Source organism: Desulfovibrio sp. GTC20076 (assembly GCF_055385905.1).
Genome location: NZ_AP039366.1, coordinates 1,168,180 through 1,193,799, shown reverse-complemented (window position 1 = coordinate 1,193,799; position 25,620 = coordinate 1,168,180). Strand labels below are relative to the sequence as shown.

Genomic DNA, 25,620 nt, shown 5'->3' with positions numbered 1-25,620 from the left:
CGGTTTTGCTGCTGCAGATCAAAAAAAATACCCCGATCCACGGCTCTGTTCAAAGAGCAAGAGTTGTCTCAGAGCAGAGGGGCGTAATGTATCTCTCTGCCGCCTTTGACCTTCATTTGTATGCGCACTGGAGCATGTACGTCTGGGAAGGGCAGCTGATGTGCCTGCATGTTTTTTGGCCTGCTTTTGCCATATATTACGGGTTGATTACCTGCATTGGCACGTTACGCTGTTTCCCGCGTGATTGAGATGCCATCAAGAGCATAAAACTACACTTATGTTGTTTTATGCTCTTATTATTTTTCCGGCTCATTTTGTTAAAAATTCTTTAATTAAGATGAATTGTCACATTTTTTAGGGATGGGAACACAGATCATTCATAAAAAGCCACCAAAATGTATAAAAATATAATATACTGATATAATTTTACTTTATTAATTTGTGGTCAAGAAAGCTTTTTCCCCTGTCAATAATCCTGATCTTTCCTACATAAATGTAAAAAATAATCAATCATGCACGCCAAGAAATGGAAGTTATCGTCTTTGCTTCATGTAAATACTAATTAATATAAAAAGTTACACGTGCTCAAAAAGCAACGCCCGTCTTGGCACAGATAGTGCTTTTATGGAGGCAGGCAACGATATTGTATCGTCGCTGCGGATCCGGCGCCGGTCCGCTGAAGAGATTCAGCAACACGCACACCTTGTGCGTAATGATCAAGGACGCCCTATGAATGCCCCTGATACTGCCTTTGTCATTATCTGCGCCACCATGGTCATGCTCATGATTCCGGCTTTGGCCCTGTTTTATGGTGGCTTGGTCCGCGCCCGCAATGTTCTTTCCACCCATATGTATAGCTACGCCTGCCTTGGGCTTGTTTCCGTCCTTTGGGCGCTTGTGGGCTACACACTGGCCTTTGGCGACGATATGGGCGGACTTGTGGGCAATTTCAGATTTGCTCTGCTTGACGGGGTGAACGGCAATCCCGCCCCTATGGCGCCGCAGCTGCCGCATACGGTTTTTATGGGCTTTCAATGTATGTTTGCCGTGCTCACGGTAGCCTTGATTTCAGGAGCGTACGCAGAACGTATGCGTTTTTCTGCCATGCTGCTTTTCTCTGCTTTGTGGCTGGTTCTTGTGTACGCTCCTGTGGCTCACTGGGTGTGGGGCGGAGGCTGGATGGGCCGGATGGGCGCACTGGATTTTGCCGGTGGCGCTGTGGTGCACATGTCTTCGGGAGCCGCCGCGCTTGCCTGCGCCCAAGCCTTGGGTCCCAGGATTTCAACCGGCTCACGGCATGTTCCCCATAATCTGCCGCTGACGCTTCTCGGTGGCGGTATCCTCTGGTTCGGCTGGTTCGGCTTTAACGCCGGCAGCGCGCTGGCCGCAGGAACCCTTGCGGGGCAGGCGCTGGTGACAACGCATATGGCGGCGGCATGCGGCATTCTTGGCTGGATAATTGTTGAATGGAAGCATACGGGCAAGCCTACCAGCCTGGGAGCAATCTCCGGCGCTCTGGCAGGGCTTGTGGCTATTACCCCGGGCGCTGGTTTTGTGGATGTGCTGCCAGCCATGCTCATAGGCTTTATCGGCGGAATGGTCTGCTACGGCGGTGTATTGCTGAAGAGCCGGTTCGGTTATGACGATGCCCTTGACGTCGTGGGCATACACGGCCTCGGCGGAACCTGGGGCGCACTGGCTACAGGTTTGTTCGCCAGCGCGGCAGTCAATGGCGTGGACGGTCTTTTTTACGGAAATCCCGGCCAGGTCTGGATACAGCTTGCATCCATCGCAGGTACCTGGGCTTTTGTTTATGTTGCCACGCGCATCATTGTCCGTCTGGTGGGCGCAATGGTCGGATTGCGGGTTGCCCCCGAGGAAGAGTACAGCGGCCTTGACCTCGGCGAACACAATGAGCGCGGTTATAATCTGTAATCCGGGAGAGACTGTGTCATGAAGAAGCTCGAGATAATTATTCGTCCCGGTATGTTTGAAAAAGTCAGGGATGTGCTCTCAGAACTGGGCATACACGGATTGAACTACACAGAAATAAAAGGATTCGGGCGGCAACGCGGCCATACTGAAGTGTACCGCGGCGCTATAATGCAGGTGGACTGCTTGCCCAAGATAAAAATTGAAGTGGTTTTGCATGACAACATGCTTGAACCGGCAGTGAACGCGGTGATGCTCACTGCACGCACAGGGCAGGTGGGAGACGGAAAGATTTTTATCAGCGCTGTGGAAGATGCCATGCGCATCCGCACAGGTCAACGTGGTGATGCGGCCCTGTAGGCCGGAAATTTTAACGGCAAAGCTTCACGTATCCAGGTGATAAAGGAGAAAAGGCATGAGTTCCGTCCGCAAAAAAGCTTTATTCATGGCCATTAATACCGCCCCTGTAGTCCCCGTGCACAGCGACGGGGCCAGCTGCCGCGCGGAAGACAATTTTGGCCGTTATGTTTTCGGTCTCTCGACCATGCGAAAACGTCTGCCCAAGGATGTGTACAGCAAGCTCGCCAAAACAATTCGCGATGGCGAGCGCTTGAATCCGGACATTGCCGACGTGGTGGCCAATGCCATGAAGGATTGGGCCATAGAAAATGGGGCAACCCATTACACGCACTGGTTTCATCCGATGACGGGTCTTACGGCCGAAAAGCATGATGCCTTCCTGTCCCCGACGTCCGACGGGCAGGTCATCAGCGAGTTTTCAGGCAAAATGCTTATCAGCGGCGAACCAGACGCCTCGTCATTCCCTTCGGGCGGCATCCGCTCCACCTTTGAAGCTCGCGGCTATACCGCCTGGGATCCCAGTGTGCCGGTTTTTATTATTCCTGCACCTTATGGGGCGACACTGCACATCCCTACATATTTTTACTCGTATTCCGGCGAGGCTCTGGACCGCAAGATTCCGTTGCTGCGTTCCATCTCTGCCTTGTCCCGGCAGGCCATGCGCATACTTCGCCTTTTCGGCAACGAATCGGCGGCATACGTGCGCGCAATGGTAGGGCCGGAGCAGGAATATTTTCTTGTTGACAAAAACCTTGCGGCCTTGCGGCCCGACTTGCTGCTGACAGGACGCACTTTGCTGGGAGCACCGTCAGCCAAAGGGCAGGAGATGGAAGACCATTACTTTGGCGCCATTCCGGCCCGCGTAATGAGCTTTATGCAGGATGTGGAAAAAGAACTGCTCGCTTTGGGCATTCCTGCAAAAACAAGACACAATGAGGTAGCCCCGGGGCAGTTTGAGCTGGCTCCGGTTTACGAAGAGGCCAACATTGCCTGTGACCATAACATGCTCACAATGAACATGATGCGGCATATGGCCGCACGGCACGGCTTTATCTGCCTGCTGCATGAAAAACCCTTTGCCGGTGTAAACGGTAGCGGCAAGCATAATAACTGGTCAATGAGTGATTCTGACGGCCAGAACCTGCTCAACCCCGGAACAACGCCGCAAGATAATGCGCAGTTTCTGGTGTTTCTGGCCGCGGTGCTGCGTGCGGTACATAAGCACGGCACAGCTTTGCGGCTCGGAACCATCGGTGCGGGCAATGATCATCGGCTTGGCGCCAACGAGGCTCCTCCGGCCATTCTTTCCGTCTACCTCGGTGAGCAGCTCACCGGGGTGCTGGACGGCATCATCAGCGGACACGGTCCGAAAAGTAAAAAAAGTGGCTTTATGGAGGTGGGAGTTTCAACACTGCCGCCCTTGCCGGTGGATCTTTCCGACCGTAACCGGACTAGCCCTTTCGCATTTACGGGCAACAAGTTTGAATTCCGCTCCGTTGGCGCATCGCAGTCGGTTGCCCCGGTCAACATTGTCCTCAACGCCGCTGTTGCCTGCGCCCTGGATGACATCGCTACCGAGCTTGAAGCGTCCATATCTGCCGGAGCCGATCTCAATGCTGCACTTCAGGAATTGCTGCCGCGCGTGTTTAAAGCGCACATGCCGGTTGTTTTTAACGGAAACGGATATGCCGAATCGTGGAAAGCCGAAGCAGCCAGGCGCGGTTTGCCCAATCACAACAATACGGTAACAGCTCTGGAACATTATAGTGATCCGGACGTCATGAATGTTTTTCTGCGACACGGCATACTCACAGAGCGTGAAATACTTTCGCGCCAGGAAATACTGCTTGAAAACTACTGCAAAACGATCTGCATTGAAGGAAATCTGATGCTGGACATGCTGCGCACTTCAGTCTTGCCCCAATGTCTTGAGGCGCAATCACGCGCAGCCGATGCGGTTATCAAGACGCGCGCTGTATCAGGAGAAAATATGGCTGTAGCCGAAGAAAAATATTTCAATAAATTACACACATGTATTTTCGAGCTGCAGAACAGTATGGACGATCTGGAACATGCCATTGCCAGAACAGTTACAAGCAATGGTGTTCTGGAGGAGGCCAAAGCGGCCAGAGATGGCATTCTTACTGCCATGAACGGGTGTCGTGAACATGCCGATAGCCTTGAAGGGCTTGTTGACGACACCCTGTGGGTGCTGCCCAAATATGCAGAATTGCTGTGGTCGCATTAAAGCTGGTGAACCTCAGTATTGTTCCAAAAAAACATTGTGGAAAGGTAGATCAGCAACAGTTTTTGAAAAGTTGATGGCAGAAGCCTCATCCCGGGGGGGAGCGTGGCTTTCGTGTCGTCAGCCCTTGCGCATGCTGCAGGGGGCCTCCGGACGGCGCCGTTTGCCGCAACAAACGGACCTGGCCGGAGCCACAAGGCGGAGAGTCTGGCGGCTCTTCGCCTTTCATTGCGGCGCGGGGCCACCGCGTTTACTTTTGATTTGAATGGGAATACTTTCCTTATACATCATATTGTCAAAGATGTTTTTTAGGGGCGTTTGAGTGCCCTTGAAAGAAAAAGGAGTGACTATGGCTGTGGCATTGCGCTTTACGAAGATGCAGGGCATCGGCAATGACTATGTTTATATCAACGGCTTTCAAGAGCGTATTGACAGCCCGGGAGAGCTCGCCAGAAAAATCAGTGATCGGCATTTCGGCATCGGGTCTGACGGGCTTGTGCTTATTTTGCCATCAGCGACGGCCGATGTGCGCATGCGTATGTTCAATGCTGACGGCTCTGAATCGGAAATGTGCGGCAACGCAGTGCGTTGCGTGGGAAAATATGTTTATGATCACGGCATACAGGTCAAAGACGTTATCACGGTAGAAACCCGCGCGGGCGTCAAGATTGTTCGCCTGCTGTTTGAAGCGGGAAAAGTTTGCGGTGCGACTGTCGATATGGGGGAACCTGAACTGCATCCTGCCAGAATTCCTGTACTCACCGAAACCTCCGGAGACGGCAGCCAGCAGCGTTTTGTGGCCCGCCCCGTGGACGTAAACGGTCAACTATACGAAATAACAGCTGTATCGATGGGCAATCCTCACGCCGTCATTTTTATGAAGGGTATTGACGACCTTGATCTTCCCCGTATCGGGCCGCGTTTTGAACATCACCCTTTGTTCCCAAAACGCACCAATACGGAGTTTGCGGAGGTCATCTCTTCCACCAAGGTGCGCATGCGCGTTTGGGAGCGCGGAGCAGGCGAAACGCTTGCTTGCGGAACCGGAGCCTGCGCCGTTGCCGTTGCCTGCGTGCTGAACGGGTACGCCGGGCGTGATGTGGAGGTGGAGCTTAAGGGCGGTTCCTTACATATCCACTGGGATGAAGCCAGTAACCACGTATACATGACCGGCGGCGCGGTGACCGTTTTTTCCGGCGAATACTACATTTGAACCAGAATGAAGAGGATGGCATGGCTACCGTAAACAGCAATTTTCTCAAACTCCAGAGCAATTATCTTTTTGCGGACATCGCCCGTAAGGTTACGGCTTTTAAGAATGCCAACCCCGACAGGCGCGTGATCAGCCTGGGCATAGGCGATGTTACACGTCCCTTGCCGCCTGCTGTCATCCAGGCTTTGCACAAGGCCGTGGATGAAATGGGTGATGCTACGCTTTTTCGCGGATATGGTCCAGAACAGGGGTATGCTTTTTTGCGTGACGTCATTATGCAGTATGACTACAAGGTGCGTGGCGTTACCCTTGCCCCCGACGAAATATTCGTCAGCGATGGCGCGAAACCCGATGTGGGAAATTTTCAGGAGCTTTTCGCTCAGGACAGCATCGTGGCAGTTACCGACCCGGTGTACCCGGTATATGTCGACTCCAATGTTATGGCAGGGCGTTCGGGCGAAATAAAGGACAGTCAGTGGAGCAGAATTGTCTATCTGCCGTGCATAAAAGAAAATGACTTCGTGCCGGACTTTCCTGCCGTCCGGCCGGATATGATCTATCTTTGCTATCCCAATAATCCTACAGGCACGGTGCTTTCACGTGCGGCTTTGCAAGGATGGGTGGAGTACGCCAGACGCGAGGGTTGCGTTATTCTGTATGATTCCGCCTATGAAGCTTTTATCACCGAAGCTGACATTCCTCACAGCATTTACGAAATTGATGGTGCGGAAGAAGTTGCAGTGGAGTTTCGCAGCTTTTCAAAAACTGCCGGATTTACCGGCCTGCGCTGCGCCTATACCGTGGTACCCAAGGCTCTGCGCATCAGTGACGGCAAGAGCGGCTCTGTAAGCCTGAACGCGCTTTGGAATCGTCGTCAATGCACCAAGTACAACGGTTGCCCCTATATTGTGCAGCGTGCCGCCGAAGCCGTGTATAGCGAACGGGGACAAAGTGAAATCATGAGGATCATTGCAGGTTATCAACGCAATGCCGCCATGTTGCGCACGGCGGCAAGTGAAATGGGTTTTGCCGTATACGGTGGCGTGAACGCTCCCTATATCTGGTTACGTGTACCTGACAACACAGATTCCTGGGGATTTTTTGACAGGCTGCTGCAGCAGGCAGGGCTGGTCTGCACTCCGGGCGCAGGTTTTGGCATTTCGGGCGAGGGCTATGTGCGCCTGACGGCATTCGGCTCGCCTGAAGATACGGAAGAAGCCATACATAGGCTGCGCTCCCTGTGCTGATATTATACTGGCCTGATTGTGGAAAATGATTGAAGGTCGCGGGCTGCCTTGCATTCGTCGCACAAGCCTTCGGGGTTTGCGGTCTCAAACAGGGCGGGACAACTGTTATGCTTTGTTGTCCCGCCCTGCCTTTTTGAGCATATTATATAGCCATATGTTTTTGCCATGATGCTTTAAGCAGCTGTGGCTTGAAATGCGTTAGACTATAGCTGATAGGTGCAGATTTTTACAATAGAGCAATGAACGCTTCAAAGGATTGCTTAACGGTCGGCAAAGCCGCCCTACAATCATTTGGCGACAAGAACACAGTAAAATATGGGCCGCGATTTTTGTTGATCTTTTTCGGGCAAGCATGCCGGCAAGAGAGGGCATAAGCGCAAAAAAGCCGGAAACCCTGCTGGGTCTCCGGCTTGCAGAAGGCAGGTCAGAAGACTTTGCCGTTATACTCCCTGGGCCACCATGGCGTTGGCAACTTTGCGGAAGCCGGCGATATTGGCACCCATCACGAGGTTGCCGGGTTCTCCGAATTCTTTGGCCGTTTCAGCGGCGCTCATATAAATATTACGCATGATCTCGTGAAGCTTGTTGTCCACCGCTTCAAAAGACCAGCTTTGCATGCTGGCGTTCTGGGCCATTTCAAGCTGGCTGGTGGCAACGCCGCCGGCATTGGCGGCCTTGGCGGGGCCATAGCAGATGCCGGCTTTAAGGAAGGCATGCACCGCATCAAGGGTAGAGGGCATATTGGCCCCTTCGGCAACGCACTGGCAGCCGTTGGCAAGCAGAACTCTGGCGTCTTCAAGGTTCAGCTCATTCTGGGTCGCGCAGGGAAATGCGGCATAGCAGGGAACAGACCACACGGCATTGCGGCCGTCAGGGTATTCATTAACCGGAGTGTACACCGCGGAAGAAACCAGTTCTACGTAGCGGGTCAGGGATTCGCGCTCAACTTCTTTGATTTGTTTGAGCACATCCATGTTGATGCCTTCAGGGTCATAGATCATGCCGCGTGAATCAGAAACAGTAAGCGGGGTGGCCCCTACCTGATAAAGTTTTTCACAGCAGTAGATAGCTACGTTGCCTGCGCCAGACACAGCGCACTTCTTACCTTCGAGGCTTTGCCCCTTACCCTCAAGCATGCTCTGGGCAAAGTATACAGCACCATAGCCGGTGGCTTCCGTGCGGGCCAGGGAGCCGCCGAACAGAAGGTTTTTTCCTGTCAACACCCCTTCGTAGCTCTGGGTAAGGCGTTTGTACTGGCCGAAAAGATAGCCTACCTCGCGTCCGCCAACTCCGATATCACCGGCGGGAACGTCAATGGTGGCTCCGATGTGGCGGTAAAGCTCGCTCATAAATGCCTGGCAGAAGCGCATCACTTCCGTTTCGGATTTGCCCTTGGGGTCAAAATCCGCGCCGCCTTTGCCGCCGCCTATGGCCAGACCTGTGAGGGAGTTTTTGAATATCTGCTCAAAGCCAAGAAATTTCAGAATACCCTGGTTAACACTCGGGTGAAAGCGCAGCCCGCCCTTGTAGGGACCAATGGCGGAGTTATACTGAACGCGAAAACCTTTGTTAACCTGAATCTGCCCTTTATCGTCAATCCATTGAACGCGAAATGATATGGTACGCTCAGGCTCTACAATGCGCTCAAGTATTTTGTAGCGTTCGTACTGGGGGTTTTTATCCAGCACGGGCTGTAGGCTTTGTAGCACCTCTTGTACAGCTTGCAGGAAGATAGGTTCGTAGGCGTATTTATCTTGAAGGTTGCTCACTACACGCTGTACATAAGACATTGTCGCTCTCCTTGTGGCGATGATCAGGAAGCGCTGTAAAAGGCATTCCTGTGTTTGGGGCGGATTACTAAGTAATCCAAAATAGCGGCGTCTGACAAGGCTTTTCAGATCCGGAAACCGGCAAGGGAGAAAATAATATTGTATCCCGGTCTGATGTTTTGCCGGTACGGCATGTTTCAAAAAAAACCGGGCAGGCGGATGCTCCCGTATGCCTCGAATCGGCCGCATAGGAGCCGAAAGAGCGGTATGTAAAGTTTTGTCCGGTGTGGACGCAGCACGCACTGCATCAGAAACACGGTTCTGCATTCCTGTTGGCTCTGTCTGCTCTGCGGCTTGCCCACACCAGTCCCGGGCCTTTGGGGTATATCATAGCCGGGGGAAAGGTCCAGAGGTAAAGACCAGGGGCAGAGCAACTCAAAACCATTGAAGAAAACAGGTTCTTGTGTCTGGACTCACCGGGGGTTAGCGTGTATTAGTAAGAAAGCATGTCAATACCCTTCCCAAAAGCGTTGTGATTATTTATTCATGAAGCATTCCAGTATATTACGTGCCTCAATCATAATAACACTGCTGGTGGCAGTGATCTTTTTTCTGTCTGTTTTGGCCTGGCGGCATTTTTCGCCTGCCATTGCCAGGGCGGAGCAGGGCCACAACGCGGAAATTGCAGCCGGAAGGCCCATTGATGACGATGTTGCGCCAGAGCGCCCGCTATCTGCCAGCCTGAACAGCGTGGATGATGTCCCCCCGGCTTCTTTGGCAGAAGTCGCCGGGCAGTCGCAGCCATTTTTTTCTGAACCCGGGGGCGATGAGCCCGATGCTGCCGCGCTGTCTGAAAAAGATGCCGCTTCGGTTCAGGAAAATGACGGCGACGCTCGGGAGCAGCCTCAGGCTGCAGAACATGCAAAAACGTCTGCAGACGTGGGCAGCAGCTCTCCGGAACCGTCCGCTGCGCCAGGTTCCAAGGTGCAGCTTTTCGGCACTGTTGAGTTTAAACGTCCGTTGTCTTCATTGCCGGGCTGGCTTGATGTCCTTAAGCGCAACAAAAAAGATCCGATCTTTATTCCTGGCAAGTATTTTAAAAAGTCCGTGACCTGGGACAGTTTTAAAAAAAATGCTCAAGGCAAAAATACCATGGAGCTTTTACGCTATGTTAACAGCTTCTGGAATACATGGCCCTACAAAGAAGATATCGCCAACTGGGGTGTGGAGGATTATTGGGCCATTCCTGCTGAATTTTTAAAGAAATCAGGTGATTGTGAAGACTATGCCATAGTCAAATACTTCACCCTCAAAGAGCTGGGCATTCCCGCTGAAAACATGCGAATAGTCGTTGTGCGCGATACGTTGCGAAATCTGGCACACGCCGTTTTAGCCGTCTATCTGAATGGCGACGCATATATACTTGATAATCTAAGTAATACTGTTTTGTCACACAGCAGGATCAGGCAGTATAGTCCACAATACTCGGTCAATGAGTCTGGCCGCTGGGCGCATCTTAAAGGGCGCAAGCTGAAGTAGGAAAATTTATGAAAATTCAAGAGATGGATGTCCAAAGTGTCGTCAGCAAATACCAGTTGAGAAAAGCGGTGGTTGCGGCGGTAAGTCTGGCGATTTTTTTGGTGGCGTCCGCTGTGGCGTACGTGCTGTGCACACTCCAGCTCAGGAATGTCACGCAGGATGTGTTAAACAGTCAGAGAGAGATAGAGCAGGTCTGGCTGGAAAAATCTCTTGAGGCTGTGCATACATGGCGCAACGGTCTTGTGGAGCAGGCGCGTTTTGTCAGCTCAGCAGAAATGTTTCGCCTGTATGCGGTGGATGTTCGCAATCTTGGGCCTGATGGGGCTGCCCGGCTTGCCGCGCCTGATGCGCAGGGGAGTGGCGATGAGGCTCTGCGCTCGCTGGCCGAACAGTTGCCGTATATGCAGGATCTGTTGCGGGACTTCGCAAAAAGCAGGCAGTGGACCGCAGCCCGCATCGTTCTGCCTGACGGCCAGCCGCTGGTCATACAGGAGCATGATGCTGCCCTTGGGGAAGCCCAGACAGACATGGTACGCAGGGCCATTGCTGGAAAATCAATTGTTTTTGGTCCGGTGCGCGCCTTGGGGCAAAATCTTGTCATGGATCTTGCCGATCCGCTTTATGAGGTACTTGGGCAGGGCAGCACCGTGCCTGTAGCGGCCTTGCTGGCCACCATACCCGTGGACAGGGCGCTGGCTTCCTTTTTGTCGTTGAGCCAGGAGCAGTACCGCGAAATCCGTCAGTGCATTGTACAGCAGCATGTTGAAAGCATGCAGGTAATAAGCCTGCGCGGCGGCAAGGCGGATCTTTTCCCATACCCTGCTGACCTGCAGGAGGGCAGCCTTGCCTTTAAGCGCAGGCAGGGCATTGCGGAACAGGGCGAAGTTTATTCTCTGGGCAGTTATGTAAGCGCCTTCAACTGGTGGATGGTGCTGGAAGTGCCTGTGGGTATCGTCGACTCTGTTCTGGAGAGCCAGAGCAGGCAGATATACGGTCTTGGCGTTCTCGGCAGCCTGGGTACAGCCCTGTTGGTGGCGCTGGTGTGGGCCGGCATTGCAGGACGTTCATACCGGGCCACAGCCAGACATTTTCAACGGCTTTATGCACTCATCAAGCAGCAGAAACTCATGCTCGACAGCGTGAACGCTTCTCTTCAGGCGGGCCTCATGCTTGCTGACAGCCGTGGGCGACTGCAGATGTGCAATCCGGCTTTCAGCGCCATGACAGGCAAAAGTGAAACAGAGCTTGTGGGCAGTAACCTTTGCAGCGTGCTGCCCGATTCTGCCGCAGAAACGCTGATGGAAGGCATGCAAAAAGTAGCAGAAGAAAAGGTTGAAGGAAGTCTTGAGCTTTCGCTGGGACAGGATCAGGACGCCCGTCTTTACAGGGTAACGCTCTTTCCCTTTGAGGATAGCTTGCAAGGAGAAATTTCAGAACCAGGCGGCTGCGTTGGCATTTTCCAGGATATCACAGAGTTCCGCCGCCGGGCAGAGGCTGCCCGCGAGCGCCAGGCCAGCAGCATTGCGGCCCTTGTGCGCGCCATTGAGAGTGTGGATGTAAACCTCATCGGTCATTCACAAAAAATGGAGCAAGTTGTGGAGTTGCTGGCCGGAAGTCTGGATCTTCCCGACAAGGATAGAGAAACCTTGCGGCTTGCAGCGCGGCTTTCTCAGGTAGGCAAAATATTTGTGCCTCACCACCTGCTGATCAAAACAGGTAAACTTACTCCGGAAGAGCAAAAAGAAGTCATGCGCGCTCCCGAGTATGCGTACCGCGCCTTGTGTGATTTGCAGTTTGGCTTGCCCGTTCCGGATGCTGTGTACCAGATGGGTGAAAGGCTCGACGGTACCGGCCAGCCCCGCAAGCTCAGCGGCAACGATATTACGCCCAATGCGCGTATCCTGGCTGTGGTCAACGCTTTCTGTGCGATGGTCAGCCCCCGCTCATACCGGGCCGGTATGGAGCCTCAGGAGGCTATTATCCTGCTTAAGCGTGATCAGGGTTTTGATCAGGATGTGGTGGCGGCGCTTGCGACCTTGCCGGTCGACAGCCTGCAAAAGGCCATTGCCGCCACTGAAAAGCGGCATGTACAAAATGGATGCGAGGCCCTGCCTGCCGCCACGGAATAGTTTTTATCCTTCAGTGTCATGCGTATGAAAACCAAAGGCCGCCCGTACGGGCGGCCTTTGGTTTTCATACGCATGACCGTTTCTGTGGGCAGGTTTGATATGTTTTTTACCGATGTGAATGAACGGCCGCTTCAGTCACAGCAGGTTGCACTGCGTATATATGAAGCTGGATATTTTGTTGATGATACTTTATTTTAATTATTTAGGCATGTTAAGTTTTTTCATATTTTTTGAAGATAAATTCTTGCCTGTCAGCGATGTTTGTAGCAATCTTGCTTTCCCCCCCCCTTATCGTGACCGACACTACCCGCCAGTAAGGTTTCGGCAATCCTGACGGATTGCCCGGCTGTTGCCAGCCCAGAAGCCGAAGTTCGCTCACAGCCTTGTTGTTGCGCCTTATGGTGTTTCACAGGGCTTTCATCCTGACCATCCATTTGTATGTATATACCAGTGTTGCGGTTGCCGCGTATTGCGGACCGGTCTTCTCGCGGCACTTTCTATCGAGGTTACGACGATGTGCAGAATCGGTGCTATCAAGAGCAGCATGCCGGTATCGCCCTCAGTGGCGCTCAATCTTATGTTGCCACAGCAGGAAGGGCACGACAATTCCGGCTTTGCCATGATCATGCAGGACCTGGAGGGGGTGTTCAGCCATTATAAAGACAAGCCCCTGCTTTCTCTGGCCTGCACACCTCAAGGTGTACAGCTTGTCAATGATTTTATGGAAAAAAAAGGTTTTGTGCAGGTCGCCCAGTGGGTTCCTGATGTAGACAGGCAGCCGGGCCTCAAGGTAGAGGCCATGCCCCGTTATGTCTTTAGAAATTACGATTATCCGGAAATATATCGCTATCGGATGCAACAAGACCGTGATGATCTGCTGCTTGATACGCGGCTTGCGCTACGGGCCTTGCTGGCAAAGAACAATGACGGCTTTGTCTATTCCTTCTGGCCCGATACGTTGACGCTGAAAGAAATAGGCGACCCGGCAGATATCGCCACCTACTTTCGCCTCTGGAATGATGATGAGCGTCTGACCGCCAAAAATATTGTTGTCCAGTGCCGCCAGAACACCAATTATGACATTGTGCGGTATGCGGCTCATCCTTTTTTTATTCAGGGCTATACCGTTTGCGCCAATGGAGAGAATACTTTTTTTACCAGAAACAAAGAACTTCAGAGTGCACTGCACAGGGGCTATGTCGGCTTTGAGTCTGATTCGCAAACCTTGCTGTACACACTGCACTATGTGCTGCATGAGCTTGAGTGGCCCGTAAAATATTTCAAGCATGTCATCACGCCCCTGCCATTTACGGAGGCAGAGCAGCGCGCTGACGGCAAGGTGCTTGCCCTTATACGGGAATCACTGGCGCATCTGGAAATCAATGGCCCCAACGCCATCATCGCTCTTTTGCCTGATGGGAACATGATGACCTGCTGTGACTCAAAAAAATTGCGCCCCGTCGTTGTCGGCCGTCACAAGCACATGGTGGCCATTGCTTCCGAGGTGTGCGGGCTTAACGCAATTTTGCCCGACCGCGATGTGGCGGAAGATATTTACCCGCATGAGCGGGAGATGGTGATAATCAGCAATGATCTGGCGGTGCAGAGATGGAATCAGTAAAAACTCAGGATGTCAGCGTCAATGATCTGTGCTGGAAGATAGATTACCGGCCGGACCTGTGTACCAGATGCGGTTCCTGTGTGGCTGCCTGCACTTTTGCCGCCATTGAACCATCGCGGGTGCGCCGCCATATCCAGTCGCACAAGACTCTGGATTCTGCCCAGGAATATGCCGTCCCTCTGGTCATCAAGCAAAAAACCTCTATCAGCCATGCATGCGTGGGATGCGGTATGTGCGAAAAAAGCTGTCCTACCGGAGCCATACGACCTGTGCGCAATATGGATCAACGCTTCGCCCTGCTGGCCCGCGAGCATGGTCCCATAAAGCGTGGCGGGCGCAGCAACCTGACCATGCCGCGCACGCTTGACGCCATAGTCGTCGGGCGTATCAGTCAGATGACGGATCCTGCCCTGGATTCCGAGCGGCATACCTTTGATATGCGCTCGCCTCTGGGGCGTGTCATGCCTGCAGGGGATCTGCCACTCAGAGTAGAGGGGACAAGCCTTGTGTTGGCAGGCCAAACGCCCAGAGTAACTTGGATTTACCCGGTCATCTTCAGTGACATGAGTATTGGGGCGTTATCCACGCGGGCCTGGGAAGCCATCGCCCTGGCCACAGCCTATCTTAATGAAAAATGCGGCATACCGGTACGCATGTGCTCCGGCGAAGGCGGTATGCCTGGCAAGCTGCTGGAATCAGCGCAGCTGAAATACATGATCCTGCAAATAGCCTCGGGGCACTTCGGCTGGAACCGCATCATCAGGGCCATGCCACGAATGAAAGCCGATCCGGCCGGAGTACTCATAAAAATAGGGCAGGGTGCCAAACCCGGTGACGGCGGCCTGTTGCCGGCGGCCAAGGTAGCGCCGCACATTCAGGCCATACGCGGTGTACCCAGAACTACGCTTCATTCTCCGCCCAATCATCAGGGGCTTTACTCCATTGAAGAATCTGTGCAGAAGATGCACCTTTCTCTTAACGCGGCTTTTGGCTTTCGTGTGCCTGTGGCGATCAAGTGCGCGGCTTCCGCCACATCCGTTTCTGTCTATAACAACCTGCTGCGCGACCCTTACAGAATTTGCGGCGGTTTTTTTATTGACGGTATCCAGGGCGGAACGGGTGCGGCCAATGAGGTGTCTCTGGAGCACACGGGCCACCCCATAGTGTCCAAACTGCGCGATTGCTATCAGGCTGCTGTGGCCCAGGGGCTTCAGGGGCAGATTCCCCTGTGGGCGGGCGGAGGCGTTGGCCTTTCGGGCAATGCAGCGGCCGATGCCTTTAAAATGATCTGCCTTGGAGCCAACGGTATTATTATAGGTAAAATACTCATCCAGCTGCTCGGCTGCGTAGGTAACGAGCGTGGGCGCTGCAATGCCTGTAATACAGGCAAATGCCCCACCGGTATATGCACCCAGGATCCGCGTCTGGTCAAACGTATGGATGTGGACAGAGGGGCACAGAGCATTGTGGATTACATGCTGGCTTTTGACGCCGAACTGCGCAAGCTGATGGCGCCTGTGGGTAACAGTTCCATGCCAGTAGGGCGCTCAGATGCGCTGGTGACCACTGACAGGGCCGTTGCCGACAAACTGGGCATCCAGTATGCCTGCTAGATTTTAGCAAGAGGATCACAGTATGCTGCGAATGAACACGCTGCACAATCATGAACGCATGTCCACCCAGGATCTTTTGCTGGCCATTGAAGCCGCAGTTGACAGGGGAGAGACAGCTTTTCACATAGAGGCTTCGGGGCAGCATGATATCGGCGGCCCCTTATGGAACAGAGACGGCAAAAAGCTCATGTTTACCGTGAGAAATCCCGGGCAGCGAGTGGGATCCATGTGTCTGCCTGATACGGAAGTACTGGTTGAAGGTTCGGCCTCCGCTGACGTCGGATGGCTCAACGCGGGCGGGCGCATTACTGTACGCGGTGATGCGGGCGATACTGCGGGGCATTGCGCGGCTGCGGGCGTAATTTATATTGGTGGGCGTGCCGGCGCGCGTTCCGGGTCGCTTATGAAACACGACCCCATGTACGAGCCGCCGGAATTATGGGTGCTCAAAAGCGTGGGCAGCTTTTCCTTTGAATTTATGGGAGGAGGCAAGGCGGTGGTTTGCGGCTACGAAAGCCAGACCATGCCGTCCATTCTTGGTGAAAGGCCCTGTGTGGGCATGGTGGGCGGAGTGGTGTATTTTCGTGGCCCCGTGAGCAGCCTTCCCCCTGATGTGCGTGTGTGTGCGCTGAACGACGACGATGTTACGTGGCTGGAAACGGGTCTGGAAGCATTTTTAGCCGCCATTGACAGGCCGCGCTTACGCAAAGAACTTTCCGTGTGGAAACACTGGCAAAAAATCATTCCATTGCCCCAGGAACAGCAAGCGTGCCAAAGCACTTTTTGCATGGCGCAATTCCGCGCCGGGGAGTGGATTGAAAATGGCATCTTCAGTGATGTGGCTCCGGATGATTTTACCGTTAACGGACTCGTTGCCGTGGGAGATTACCGCCTGCGCGTACCTGTGTGGGAAAATTCCGGATGCACCGGGCGCGGTTCGTTCGATAATCCGTCCGCCCGTCTGCTGCCCGGAGCCGGGGCGTGTCGTGATTGCAAAATATGCCTCAAATTCTGCCCGCAAAAAGCCATCACCCGCAAACAGACCGATGATAACGTGGCCTACGGCGCCGATTCCGGGTGCTGCACAGGTTGCGGCATCTGCGCGGCGGTTTGCCCTTGCGGCATCTGGCATATGCATTCCAACCTGGATATGCTTCAGGGAGAATGAAAAGCATTTTGGCGCGTGACGCCACAAAGCCCTTTTTGGATAACGGCCAGCAATGAGAAAGATCAATATGCGTACGCAATGGTGCGGTCGCACTGACGTGCAGCAGATATGTCCCGCTTTTTCTTTTGCCTGTTATGATGTATACTGGAGTTATAAGACAGTTATTTTCAGGAGAGTACAGTATGGACATTTTTGAAGCTCTTTTTACCCGCCGCAGCATCCGTAAATTCACTTCCGCTGATGTCAGCGATGCAGATCTTGAAATCATGCTGCGGGCGGCCATGGCTGCACCCAGTGCCCATAACCGCCAGCCCTGGCATTTTGTGGTTGTGCGCGACAAAGCCCTGCTGGCTGAAATAGCCAACCGCCATCCCTATGCAAAAATGGCCGCTGAAGCTCCTCTTGCCATTGTGGTCTGCGCCAACCCTGCCGAGGCCAAAGAGCCGCGTTACTGGCAGCAGGATTGCACAGCCGCGCTGGAGAACATGCTGCTGGCTGCGCGGGGCAAAAATATCGGCACTGTGTGGTGCGGTATGCATCCGCTTGAAGACAGGGTTGAACCTATCCGTCAATTGCTAAAAATTCCGGCGGATATCAATGTGCTGGCTCTGGTTGTGGCCGGACATCCGGCGCAGCCTTTTGACGAAGTTGACCGCTATCGCGAGGACAAGGTTCATCATAATGGCTGGTAGGCAGCTTTTGCCTGCCTGTAACAGCTTGCTGTGTTGCATGGGCCGCTTCGGGCATGATCCGTTGCGGCCCGCCTTTGTTTTGGTGGTGCGAACAAGGGCTGTCCCGGTTTGCTAAAGCTACGTTTGGTTCCGTGTATGCCTGCTGCATGTTCGCAAGGCGAATGCTTCAGGAGTGGGCACGCTCAATATTCGGGCAGGGCTGAAGCATTGCGGCGCATCAAGGGATGTATGCGCGCCAGTCACGTCACCATGCGGAAAAAACAAGGTTACTGTGTGTTCTGTTTGTCCTGTGCTTTGACCGGTTGCCGCTTTGCAGGCTTGGTTTTCTTTTTTAGCGGCGCGCAGTCTTTAAGTTCGGCGCACGCTCCCCCGGCTATAGCCCACAAATACAGGCTGGCTGTGGTCGCATGGGGGGAATAGCGCTTTCTGTATCTGGCAAAGAGTGCGGGAGTAATCTGGCGATGCCTGTACAGCATGCGCAGGCCACGCTGAATTGCCAGATCATCCCAGCTCAGGATATCCGGCCGCTGCATGGAAAAAATCATGATCATTTCCGCAGTCCATACACCTATGCCTTTCAACTGCACCAGTTGAGCGCAAATCTCCTTGTCAGTCAGGGAGGGCAGGCGGGCAAGATCCAGGCTTCCATCCAGCACAGCTTCGGTAATACTCTTGATATAGGCCGCCTTACGCATGGATATGCCGCAGGTTTGCAGGCTTTCCGCGCTTATTGTTCCTATGTTTTCCGGTGTTATGGGCAGAACTGCTCCCGCATGCGCTTCCAGATGGTGGCCTGTGCCTTTGTTGATATCTGTTGCCCTACGATGGAATTTAAAAGCGCGTTGAAAATGTCCGGCGTAACTTCGCGCCGGATGTGTCCGATTTCTTCCATAGCGGCGGCCAGCACCGGATCGCGCGACTTAAGCCATGATTTTTCTTTTTCGCCATATTCAAAATAATGTGTATTGGGCATGGGTTCTCTCTGGTTGCCACATTTTTTCATGGTCAAGCAGGTATTGCTTGATGGCAAGGCCACCCGCATATCCGGTAAGGCTGCCGTCATGCCCGATGACACGGTGGCAGGGAACAATGATGGCAACCGGGTTGCGGTTGTTGGCCATGCCCACAGCGCGACTGGCGCCGGGCTTGCCGATCATGACGGCCACATCTTTGTAGCTGCGCGTTTCTCCGGCTGGAATGGTCTGTAGCGCCTGCCATACCGTTGCCTGAAATTCCGTGCCGCCGAGGTCCAGGGGTAAGTCAAATTCTTTTCTATCACCTGCGAAATATTCCGTAAGCTGATGTTCCGCTCTTTCGATAACCGGGCTTTTTTGTAGCGTAAAGCCGTCAGGTGGAGCTTCTGTACTGAAAAACACCTGGCAGATGGCTCCATTTTTTTCAACTATGCCGATCTTGCCGATGGGGCAGGTGTAAAACCATAAATTTTTCATGGTGTAACTCCAATTGTCGGCGCATTGTCACAGGCAGTATGCCTTTTCAGGTATTGTTGCGGTAATGTGAGCAAGTGCGTCAATCTGCGATTACTGAATAATGTGCTTGTTGACGGAATTTCGCGGGGCTTGTGCCTGTCTGCTTTTTGAAAAACGCATAAAATGAAGCCAGGCTTTCAAAGCCGATGGTAGCGGCAATATCGGTGATGGGCATGCTTGTGTTTTCCAGCAGCGCGCAAGCCCGCCGTTCTCGGACATGACCAAGGTATTGTACTGGCGTCAGGCCATAGTGTTGCCGAAAAACAACCGCCAGATGGCTTTGCGAAATACCAAGATGCTTGAGTTCTGCTTGCAGGCGGGCGCGTTTGTCGAAATGGCCGTCGATGAGCTTTTTGGCCTGTCCGGCAAGGCACGCCGCAGGGTTGTATTTTTCCAGATCAGGACGGCAACGCTTGCAAGGGCGCAGCCCGGCTTGTTCCGCCTCGGCCGCTGTCTGGAAGTATAAAACATTTTTTCGCAGCGGTGCCCGCGACTTGCAAGAAGGGCGGCAGTATGCGCCCACGGTTTTTACCGCATAAAAAAATTGTCCGTCATAAGACGGGTCGCAGTCAAGCAGCGCCTGCCACATGGTCGCCTCTGAAAGTCTTTTCATGAAAAACCTCATCGATGGCGATGGTATAACACAGGCATACGCATCCGTCTTATCTGTTTTCAAGATGCAATTCCTATATGCCTTCAGGGCAAAACCATACTTTTTCAAGCCGTTCCAAGGCAGTTATGATATCCGGCTCAGTCAACGTGCCGTAGCCCAGGAACAGACAGTTGGCGGGGCTGTGTTCCCTGTTTCGCCAGAAAGGCGAGGCTGGGTATACACGTACACCGCAAGTGGCGGCCTTTGCCACAAGGCTTGCTTCGTCCGGACCTGCAGGAAATTCCAATAAAAGGTGCAGGCCGGCATTATGCCCGTGTATGCGTACGCGTTTGCCAAACAGGCGGTCAACGGTGTGTACAAAGAGGTCATGCTTTTTTTTCTTGAGCAGGCAGATTTTTCTTAAATGTTTTTCCCAGTGCCCCTGTTTTATGAAACTGCTCAAAACCGCCTGCTCAAGCCAGGGGACAGTGCACTGGAAGTCCGAAAAAACGGAGCGGAATCTGGCGGCAAGCAGGGGCGGCAGCACCATATAAGACATGCGCATACCCGGAGAAAGCACTTTTGAAAATGTTCCCATATAAATGACACGGCCGTTTTCATCAATGGACTGTAGCGAGGGGATGGGCCTGCCGTGATAGCGCAGCTCGCTGTCATAATCATCTTCGATTATAAATCCGTCATTTTTTGCGGCCCATTCCAGAAGCTTTATGCGTCTGCAAATGGGCATGACGACCCCTGTGGGAAACTGGTGCGAAGGTGCAATATGAACAAGTCCGGCAGATGATGCCGCAAGGTTTTCGATGTCAATGCCATCGCTCTTTACAGGGACAGAAAGTATGTCTGCATTGAAAAGTTCATAGGCTGCCCTGGCTCCTGCATAGCCGGGATCTTCCATGGCAACAAGAGCGCATTTCTCTTGAAGCAGGCACATGACGGCAATGATTGCGGGCTGCAGGCCGCTGCATATGATCACCTGCTCAGGGGTGCAGCAGACTCCGCGGCTACGATAAAGATAGGAAACCAGTTCACTGCGCAGGGAAAAACTGCCACAGGCATCTCCGTACGCATGCATATCCACCGCCTGACGGCTGTTTTTATGAAGAGACGACAGAATGTCGGCCATCAACCTGCGCCATATGGCGGCGGGGAAAATTGAAGCATCCAGATTTTCGTAATTGAAATCGTAGTCGATGTGTTTCTGTGGTGTCGTTTTTTTTTCGTCCGACATGACCATACCGGTGTTGACATGGGGTAGCTCGGCCGCATTCATGTGGCTGTATACGCGATTCACCCTGTATCCGCTGCCAGGGCGTACGCGTACATAGCCCTCAAGAACAAGCTGGGCATAGGCATTCTCAACCGTATTTTTGCCAAGCTGCAGCTCTTTTGCCATGGTGCGTATGGAGGGCAACCCGGCGTCAGCGCTCCTTATTCCTGCAAGAATTTCTTTTTTTATCTGCTCATAAAGCTGTTGATAGAGGGGGATTTTACCGGCAGCATTCAGATATAGCATACTTTTTCCCACGATGCGTACGTGCCGCACCTTACGAAAGTCTGAAGATGTGGACTGGCTCACTGATTGAACCGGCTTGAAGCGTCAGGTTAAAAAAAATAAAACTGTCCCTGTTCAATGCTATCTGTTTCTTGCTATCTTAGAGGTCAAAATATCATAATAGAGGAAATCTATGCAGGCAAGAATGAAAAAATATCCATTGGCTGAAGAGGAAATACACGTTCTGCTGGACACGGAACCTGTAGGCAGACTGGCCAGTATGGGGGGGGATGGCTTTCCATACATCACGCCCGTGCATTTTGTTTTTTTTCAGGGGCAGATATTTATTCACGGTTTGGCCGTGGGAGAAAAGCTGACCAACATAAAAAAGGATTCCCGTGTGGGCTTTGAGGTGGAGAAAATGCTCGGGCTTGTGCATGATGACAAACTGCCCTGTGACACCAATACCACGTATGAAAGCGTCATAATAAGAGGCAGGGCGGCCCTGGTTGAAGACTCTGCGCTGAAGCTCGCTGTTCTGGATGCTTTTGTGGCCAAATATGCGCCGCATCATACCGGCAGGGTATATCCCGAATCCATGCTCAAGATGACGGGCGTTATTGCCATTGACGTGCAGTCCTGTACGGGAAAATATTATCCCGCGTAACACCCGTAATCTGCCGTGAAGTTGGTGGATTTGTCCATAAGCCCCCTGTTGTGGATCTTCGCATCCGACCGGGGGTTTTTTGCGCTGTCGCCCACGGTGTGTGTTGTTTTTGAGAATACGTTTTTTCAAAATGAAAATGCACCAACGTTAAATAAATACTATATTTAAGCATAGTTATATGATTACGGCAGATGCGCGCCCGAGCATCCGCCACATCTGCTGTCTGCGGGAGCCACAGATAAGCATCTTTACTGTTGACAATGAAAGGCCGTAGCATATCGTAATACTGACAAGTTGAAAAAGGTTTTCAATGAATTGTGCGCATACTCACAGAATCAGATACTCCGTCTGTGTATAGCAAAGATGCCAGGCGTGATTACACCATACAACAGCCAGAACAGCGAAGGAAAAAACATGAAGATTCTGCAACTTGAATCAACGAGAGAGTTTTCGGCCAACGCCATGAAGCGTTTTTTTCTTGTGGAGGATTCTCCTTATTTCAAGATGATCAATTTCAACCTCGATGCCGGGGTAACCTTTCCTGTTCATTCGCACGACCTTGACGGCGAACTGTCCATACTGGTGTTGGAAGGAGACGGCTTTTTTCTCGGCGCTGACGATGCAAAGCTGCCCGCAAAGGCGGGAGACATTCTTGTGTCAGAAATTCGTGAACCGCACGGAGTTGAAGCCACAACACGCATGCGGCTGCTGGTAACCATTACTCCGCCCATCTAGCATGCCACTTGAGCTTGTCGCTTTCGCACGGAACTGCGTTGCAGCACGACAAGCACAGAAACGTTCGAGGTGTTTATGTTGCTCACAAAAGATACGACCATTCACTTCCTGACAAGCGAATATCCTTTTTTGATAGAATCGCTGGCCCTGCATAACGGTAGTTTTGAAAAACTGAAAAATCCGCTCTTACGGCAAACTGTGGGGCGTATTGCCACGGTCGAAAAGGCCGCAGGCATGGGCAATGAAAGTGTGCTTTCCCTGCTGCTGTTCATTGCCGGAGAAATCATGGCCCAGACAGGGCAACCGGTCGAAATAGTGCCGCCGGTGGTGTTACAGGCGCAATTTTCAGGCAAGGCATCGCGAGAGCAGCGGCTGACTATGCTCAAGGAAATCATCAAGGAATTGCATGAGGGCGTGGAATTTGCGACCCTGCAGGAAAAATTCAATAAAACCGTCGGCGACATTAGCCCGGAAGAAATCGCTTCCCTTGAGCAGACCCTTGTTAACGAAGGAATGCCGGAAGCAGAGATAAAAAAGATGTGCCACCTGCATGCGGCCCTGTTTCAGAATGCGCTTGAAGGTCAGGAGATGCCGCAGGTTCCCCCAGGGCATCCGGTGGACACCTATCTGAAAGAAAATATGCGGGCCAAAAAACTCACTGCTGAAATCAGAGACACCCTTGATCTGGTTTCCGGCGAGGCCGGTGAAAAATCATGGCCTTTTGCTGTGGGCCGTCTCAAGGCATTGACGCTGGATCTGGCTGATATCCAGACACATTACGTGCGTAAGGAAAACCAGTTGTTCCCCTTGCTGGAGCTGCATGACCTGAGCGCCCCCGGCAAGGTCATGTGGGAAGTGCATGACGATATCAGGCATTTGTTCCGGCGGGGGCAAGACCTGCTTGATACAGACGACAGAAGCAGCATCATCGAGGCTCTGAAAGAGCTTGTGGATGAAGTTGATGAAATGTTCCGGAAAGAAGAAAATATTCTGTTTCCCATGAGCCTTCAGTTGCTGACTGATGCGGATTGGGGACGCTGCCGCCAGGGAGATGATGAAATCGGCTATTCCTTTGATATTGTCCCGGACAGTCAATGGGTCGCCCCAGCGTCTTCAACCGGGCATGAAAAAACGGCGCAAACAGGATTTGTTGACCTTTCTACCGGCAAACTGCCAGAGCAGGTGGTGGATGCCATCCTTTGCAATCTGCCTGTGGACATCAGTTTTGTGGGCGCTGACGACAAAGTAGCCTACTATTCCGACAGTGCGCACCGGATCTTTCCCAGAAGCGCAGCCGTGATCGGCCGCGAGGTAAAAAACTGTCACCCCTCCAAATCCGTTCATATGGTTACGGAAATACTGGAAGCGTTTAAAAAGGGTGAAAGGGATAAAGCGGAATTTTGGCTGGAACTTGGCGGTAAGTTCATTCATATTCAGTATTTATCCCTGAAAAACGGGCAGGGAGAGTATCTGGGCTGCCTTGAAGTCGGTCAGGACGCTACTCACCTTCGCTCCCTGAATGGGCAAAGGCGTTTGCTTGAATGGACATGATCAGGGGCGCACTGTGGTGTGACGATTGCAGCAGTACAGAATAAAGCGGCTGCGGTAGGGGCAAGCCTTCTGCCGCAGCCGCTTTGCCATGATAAACGGCAGACAGCCACCGGAAAGCCGCAAGCAGGGCTGGCGTGGAAAATGTTTCTATGTCATATTCCGATGCTCCGAAACGGAGTGTGCCGGACAAGGCGCCGTTTATTTTTTATGAAGGTGGAGAGGATATGGAAAAGCAGCTACGAAAAGCCAAAGACAGATGCTTTATGTATGGGATCGGCATTTTTTTTATTATATGCGCCGTGATTCTTAAACTGCATGGTTTTTTGAGTGGTATGGGCTTTGAAGATCGCTCAACCCCCATGATGCTCATTGATTCGCTGCTGTACTTTCTTCTTTTTTTTGCTGTTATATCCATCCGCCCCATCGCCAATTTTTTCTTTTCTCTGTACTGCAAGCGTCTGCAAAAAAAACTGGCTGCAACCGAGTCTTCCGCGCAGGGCAGCTAAGGTCTGGAACAGCGCCTTTTTCGTCAACAACATGCTGCTTGCCTCGCGAAGCTTCAGTTGCAAGGACCGATGCGGCTCTGTCACACTGCAAGGCCAGCCGTGGAGCGCATTATTAATGACACTGATGAAGATTTTGCCATAAAAGCGGCCCGCCGGAAGTACCGGCGGGCCGCTGCTGTTTTGTGAGATAGAAAAGTGGGCTGATCAGACGGCCCTGGCGTTGATTCCATCCAGGCGCTGCCAGTTTTCAAGATGTTCGGCAATGTGGCGGCAGATGGCGGCGTGTTCTTCCTTGCCTTGCCCCTGAATGTGCACGGGGCTGGCAAAGCAGTACCGCACGGGCATTCCCGGCTTTACAGGGCCAAGTTCCTTGATTTTTTGCCCCTGCCCCCAAGCGTCTGTTTTAAGGGCCAGGGGTATCAGGGGTACGCCGGCTTTGCGGGCGAGTTTTATGCCGATGGTGTTGAAGTGCCGCTGATCGAAGTTGAGCGCTCGCGTACTTTGCGGAAAAACAATAATGGAAATGCCTTTATTAAGGCGCTCCAGGCCGCCCTCAAGCACCGCGGCAAGGTCTTCACGCGGGTTGGAACGCCCAAGCACAATGGGGTCGCGTGAGCGCATGACAGGACCGAAAAGGGGCATGGTGGTCAGGCTTTTTTTAACCACAAAGGTGACGGGCATGCGCGGGCGTATCATGCCGGGCAGCATGAATGTTTCCAGTGTGCTCATGTGATTGGCTACAAAAAGGCACGGGCCGCCCACTTCTTCAATGGCGTTCATGCCTTGCACTTCAATGGGGCAACCGATGCGTTCCATAAGGTCTGAGACCCATACGCTGGCGTGTACCCATGCGCTGTCGTCGCATTTGCCTTTGGCAGCTCTGGCGCAGAGCCATCGTAAAGGGCCGCCGAAAAGGCGGCTGTAAAAGCTCAGAGAGGGCATCAGACGGGTGAAAAAACCTGTGCGTGTTTCCTGGCTTGCATAGGTATCGCCAGTGAGAAATTTTTTTGCAAACTCGCCTTCGATAAAAGGGTGCAT

The 25,620-nt window shown here is 52.7% G+C and carries 22 protein-coding genes; 15 read left to right on the top strand and 7 right to left on the bottom strand.

The annotated features are described in order from the left end of the window. Positions 1-729 precede the first annotated feature (729 nt). The 5 genes from ACZ495_RS05230 to ACZ495_RS05210 all read left to right on the top strand — a co-directional run bounded on the left by ACZ495_RS05230 (position 730) and on the right by ACZ495_RS05210 (position 6,997). On the top strand, positions 730-1,935 hold the full coding sequence (locus ACZ495_RS05230; RefSeq protein WP_464262766.1) for an ammonium transporter: 1,206 nt from the start codon (positions 730-732) through the stop codon (positions 1,933-1,935). Between the two features lie 18 nt (positions 1,936-1,953). Beyond that, complete coding sequence (locus ACZ495_RS05225) at positions 1,954-2,292, top strand: P-II family nitrogen regulator (protein WP_464262765.1); 339 nt, start codon at positions 1,954-1,956, stop codon at positions 2,290-2,292. A 55-nt stretch (positions 2,293-2,347) separates the two neighbouring features. Further along, on the top strand, positions 2,348-4,540 hold the full coding sequence (locus ACZ495_RS05220) for a glutamine synthetase III family protein (protein ID WP_072312071.1): 2,193 nt from the start codon (positions 2,348-2,350) through the stop codon (positions 4,538-4,540). A gap of 346 nt (positions 4,541-4,886) precedes the next feature. Then, positions 4,887-5,750, top strand: coding sequence for a diaminopimelate epimerase (dapF, locus tag ACZ495_RS05215; protein ID WP_012624779.1), 864 nt, complete (start codon positions 4,887-4,889; stop codon positions 5,748-5,750). A 20-nt stretch (positions 5,751-5,770) separates the two neighbouring features. Beyond that, positions 5,771-6,997 (top strand): LL-diaminopimelate aminotransferase, encoded by a 1,227-nt coding sequence (locus ACZ495_RS05210; protein ID WP_464262764.1) that lies wholly within the window; start codon positions 5,771-5,773, stop codon positions 6,995-6,997. Between the two features lie 440 nt (positions 6,998-7,437). Here ACZ495_RS05210 and gdhA read toward each other — a convergent pair whose 3' ends face one another. Then, a complete protein-coding gene (gene gdhA / locus ACZ495_RS05205) occupies positions 7,438-8,787 on the bottom strand; it encodes an NADP-specific glutamate dehydrogenase (RefSeq protein WP_012624781.1) in 1,350 nt (449 codons plus the stop codon). 525 nt (positions 8,788-9,312) lie between these two features. On the opposite strand from gdhA, the gene ACZ495_RS05200 reads away from it, so the two are divergent. The 6 genes from ACZ495_RS05200 (at position 9,313) to ACZ495_RS05175 (ending at position 17,528) form a co-directional block, all read left to right on the top strand. Beyond that, positions 9,313-10,305 carry a transglutaminase-like cysteine peptidase gene (locus tag ACZ495_RS05200; RefSeq protein WP_464262763.1) on the top strand — a complete coding sequence of 331 codons (993 nt, stop codon included), beginning with the start codon at positions 9,313-9,315 and terminating at the stop codon, positions 10,303-10,305. Between the two features lie 8 nt (positions 10,306-10,313). Then, the gene (locus ACZ495_RS05195; protein ID WP_394027534.1) at positions 10,314-12,434 is read left to right on the top strand and encodes an HD domain-containing phosphohydrolase; all 2,121 of its coding nucleotides are present in this window, start codon (positions 10,314-10,316) and stop codon (positions 12,432-12,434) included. Positions 12,435-12,948: 514 nt separating this feature from the next. Further along, positions 12,949-14,055, top strand: coding sequence for a class II glutamine amidotransferase domain-containing protein (locus tag ACZ495_RS05190; RefSeq protein WP_464262762.1), 1,107 nt, complete (start codon positions 12,949-12,951; stop codon positions 14,053-14,055). Further along, positions 14,043-15,668, top strand: a complete 1,626-nt coding sequence (locus ACZ495_RS05185) for a glutamate synthase-related protein (RefSeq protein WP_072312477.1) — start codon at positions 14,043-14,045, stop codon at positions 15,666-15,668. The genes ACZ495_RS05190 and ACZ495_RS05185 overlap by 13 nt, the downstream gene beginning before the upstream one ends. Before the next feature lie 22 nt (positions 15,669-15,690). After that, positions 15,691-16,836 (top strand): GltB/FmdC/FwdC-like GXGXG domain-containing protein, encoded by a 1,146-nt coding sequence (locus ACZ495_RS05180; RefSeq protein WP_394027531.1) that lies wholly within the window; start codon positions 15,691-15,693, stop codon positions 16,834-16,836. Positions 16,837-17,018: 182 nt separating this feature from the next. Further along, positions 17,019-17,528, top strand: coding sequence for a nitroreductase family protein (locus ACZ495_RS05175; protein ID WP_012624787.1), 510 nt, complete (start codon positions 17,019-17,021; stop codon positions 17,526-17,528). Positions 17,529-17,794: 266 nt separating this feature from the next. On the opposite strand, the gene ACZ495_RS05170 is transcribed toward ACZ495_RS05175, so the two are convergent. The 5 genes from ACZ495_RS05170 to pdxR form a co-directional block, all read right to left on the bottom strand. Further along, the gene (locus ACZ495_RS05170) at positions 17,795-18,223 is read right to left on the bottom strand and encodes a DNA-3-methyladenine glycosylase family protein (RefSeq protein ID WP_464262761.1); all 429 of its coding nucleotides are present in this window, start codon (positions 18,221-18,223) and stop codon (positions 17,795-17,797) included. A 56-nt stretch (positions 18,224-18,279) separates the two neighbouring features. Continuing rightward, positions 18,280-18,501, bottom strand: a complete 222-nt coding sequence (locus ACZ495_RS05165) for a hypothetical protein (protein WP_464262760.1) — start codon at positions 18,499-18,501, stop codon at positions 18,280-18,282. Next, complete coding sequence (locus tag ACZ495_RS05160) at positions 18,479-18,979, bottom strand: methylated-DNA--[protein]-cysteine S-methyltransferase (protein WP_072312474.1); 501 nt, start codon at positions 18,977-18,979, stop codon at positions 18,479-18,481. Before ACZ495_RS05160 ends, ACZ495_RS05165 begins: the two co-directional genes overlap by 23 nt. 79 nt (positions 18,980-19,058) lie before the next feature. After that, positions 19,059-19,694 (bottom strand): bifunctional transcriptional activator/DNA repair enzyme AdaA, encoded by a 636-nt coding sequence (locus tag ACZ495_RS05155; RefSeq protein ID WP_464262759.1) that lies wholly within the window; start codon positions 19,692-19,694, stop codon positions 19,059-19,061. A gap of 10 nt (positions 19,695-19,704) precedes the next feature. Then, a complete protein-coding gene (gene pdxR, locus ACZ495_RS05150; RefSeq protein WP_464262758.1) occupies positions 19,705-21,144 on the bottom strand; it encodes a MocR-like pyridoxine biosynthesis transcription factor PdxR in 1,440 nt (479 codons plus the stop codon). Between the two features lie 184 nt (positions 21,145-21,328). Here pdxR and ACZ495_RS05145 point away from each other — a divergent pair, with 184 nt between their 5' ends. From ACZ495_RS05145 to ACZ495_RS05130, 4 genes are all read left to right on the top strand, one after another. After that, positions 21,329-21,790 carry a pyridoxamine 5'-phosphate oxidase family protein gene (locus ACZ495_RS05145; RefSeq protein ID WP_143142690.1) on the top strand — a complete coding sequence of 154 codons (462 nt, stop codon included), beginning with the start codon at positions 21,329-21,331 and terminating at the stop codon, positions 21,788-21,790. A 414-nt stretch (positions 21,791-22,204) separates the two neighbouring features. After that, positions 22,205-22,525 (top strand): cupin domain-containing protein, encoded by a 321-nt coding sequence (locus tag ACZ495_RS05140; protein ID WP_012624793.1) that lies wholly within the window; start codon positions 22,205-22,207, stop codon positions 22,523-22,525. 75 nt (positions 22,526-22,600) lie between these two features. Beyond that, on the top strand, positions 22,601-24,076 hold the full coding sequence (locus ACZ495_RS05135; protein WP_012624794.1) for a DUF438 domain-containing protein: 1,476 nt from the start codon (positions 22,601-22,603) through the stop codon (positions 24,074-24,076). Positions 24,077-24,210: 134 nt separating this feature from the next. Beyond that, positions 24,211-24,582 (top strand): hypothetical protein, encoded by a 372-nt coding sequence (locus ACZ495_RS05130; protein ID WP_407844437.1) that lies wholly within the window; start codon positions 24,211-24,213, stop codon positions 24,580-24,582. Between the two features lie 204 nt (positions 24,583-24,786). On the opposite strand, the gene ACZ495_RS05125 is transcribed toward ACZ495_RS05130, so the two are convergent. Then, the gene (locus tag ACZ495_RS05125; protein ID WP_464262757.1) at positions 24,787-25,620 is read right to left on the bottom strand and encodes a lysophospholipid acyltransferase family protein; all 834 of its coding nucleotides are present in this window, start codon (positions 25,618-25,620) and stop codon (positions 24,787-24,789) included.

What these genes read in the sequence shown, in the direction of transcription:
- ACZ495_RS05230 (WP_464262766.1), top strand. Translation starts at nt 730, where the DNA reads ATGAATGCCCCTGATACTGCCTTTGTCATTATCTGCGCCACCATGGTC.
- ACZ495_RS05225 (WP_464262765.1), top strand. Translation starts at nt 1,954, where the DNA reads ATGAAGAAGCTCGAGATAATTATTCGTCCCGGTATGTTTGAAAAAGTC.
- ACZ495_RS05220 (WP_072312071.1), top strand. Translation starts at nt 2,348, where the DNA reads ATGAGTTCCGTCCGCAAAAAAGCTTTATTCATGGCCATTAATACCGCC.
- dapF (WP_012624779.1), top strand. Translation starts at nt 4,887, where the DNA reads ATGGCTGTGGCATTGCGCTTTACGAAGATGCAGGGCATCGGCAATGAC.
- ACZ495_RS05210 (WP_464262764.1), top strand. Translation starts at nt 5,771, where the DNA reads ATGGCTACCGTAAACAGCAATTTTCTCAAACTCCAGAGCAATTATCTT.
- gdhA (WP_012624781.1), bottom strand. Translation starts at nt 8,787, where the DNA reads ATGTCTTATGTACAGCGTGTAGTGAGCAACCTTCAAGATAAATACGCC.
- ACZ495_RS05200 (WP_464262763.1), top strand. Translation starts at nt 9,313, where the DNA reads ATGAAGCATTCCAGTATATTACGTGCCTCAATCATAATAACACTGCTG.
- ACZ495_RS05195 (WP_394027534.1), top strand. Translation starts at nt 10,314, where the DNA reads ATGAAAATTCAAGAGATGGATGTCCAAAGTGTCGTCAGCAAATACCAG.
- ACZ495_RS05190 (WP_464262762.1), top strand. Translation starts at nt 12,949, where the DNA reads ATGTGCAGAATCGGTGCTATCAAGAGCAGCATGCCGGTATCGCCCTCA.
- ACZ495_RS05185 (WP_072312477.1), top strand. Translation starts at nt 14,043, where the DNA reads ATGGAATCAGTAAAAACTCAGGATGTCAGCGTCAATGATCTGTGCTGG.
- ACZ495_RS05180 (WP_394027531.1), top strand. Translation starts at nt 15,691, where the DNA reads ATGCTGCGAATGAACACGCTGCACAATCATGAACGCATGTCCACCCAG.
- ACZ495_RS05175 (WP_012624787.1), top strand. Translation starts at nt 17,019, where the DNA reads ATGGACATTTTTGAAGCTCTTTTTACCCGCCGCAGCATCCGTAAATTC.
- ACZ495_RS05170 (WP_464262761.1), bottom strand. Translation starts at nt 18,223, where the DNA reads ATGCGTAAGGCGGCCTATATCAAGAGTATTACCGAAGCTGTGCTGGAT.
- ACZ495_RS05165 (WP_464262760.1), bottom strand. Translation starts at nt 18,501, where the DNA reads ATGCCCAATACACATTATTTTGAATATGGCGAAAAAGAAAAATCATGG.
- ACZ495_RS05160 (WP_072312474.1), bottom strand. Translation starts at nt 18,979, where the DNA reads ATGAAAAATTTATGGTTTTACACCTGCCCCATCGGCAAGATCGGCATA.
- pdxR (WP_464262758.1), bottom strand. Translation starts at nt 21,144, where the DNA reads ATGCTATATCTGAATGCTGCCGGTAAAATCCCCCTCTATCAACAGCTT.
- ACZ495_RS05145 (WP_143142690.1), top strand. Translation starts at nt 21,329, where the DNA reads ATGAAAAAATATCCATTGGCTGAAGAGGAAATACACGTTCTGCTGGAC.
- ACZ495_RS05140 (WP_012624793.1), top strand. Translation starts at nt 22,205, where the DNA reads ATGAAGATTCTGCAACTTGAATCAACGAGAGAGTTTTCGGCCAACGCC.
- ACZ495_RS05135 (WP_012624794.1), top strand. Translation starts at nt 22,601, where the DNA reads ATGTTGCTCACAAAAGATACGACCATTCACTTCCTGACAAGCGAATAT.
- ACZ495_RS05125 (WP_464262757.1), bottom strand. Translation starts at nt 25,620, where the DNA reads ATGCACCCTTTTATCGAAGGCGAGTTTGCAAAAAAATTTCTCACTGGC.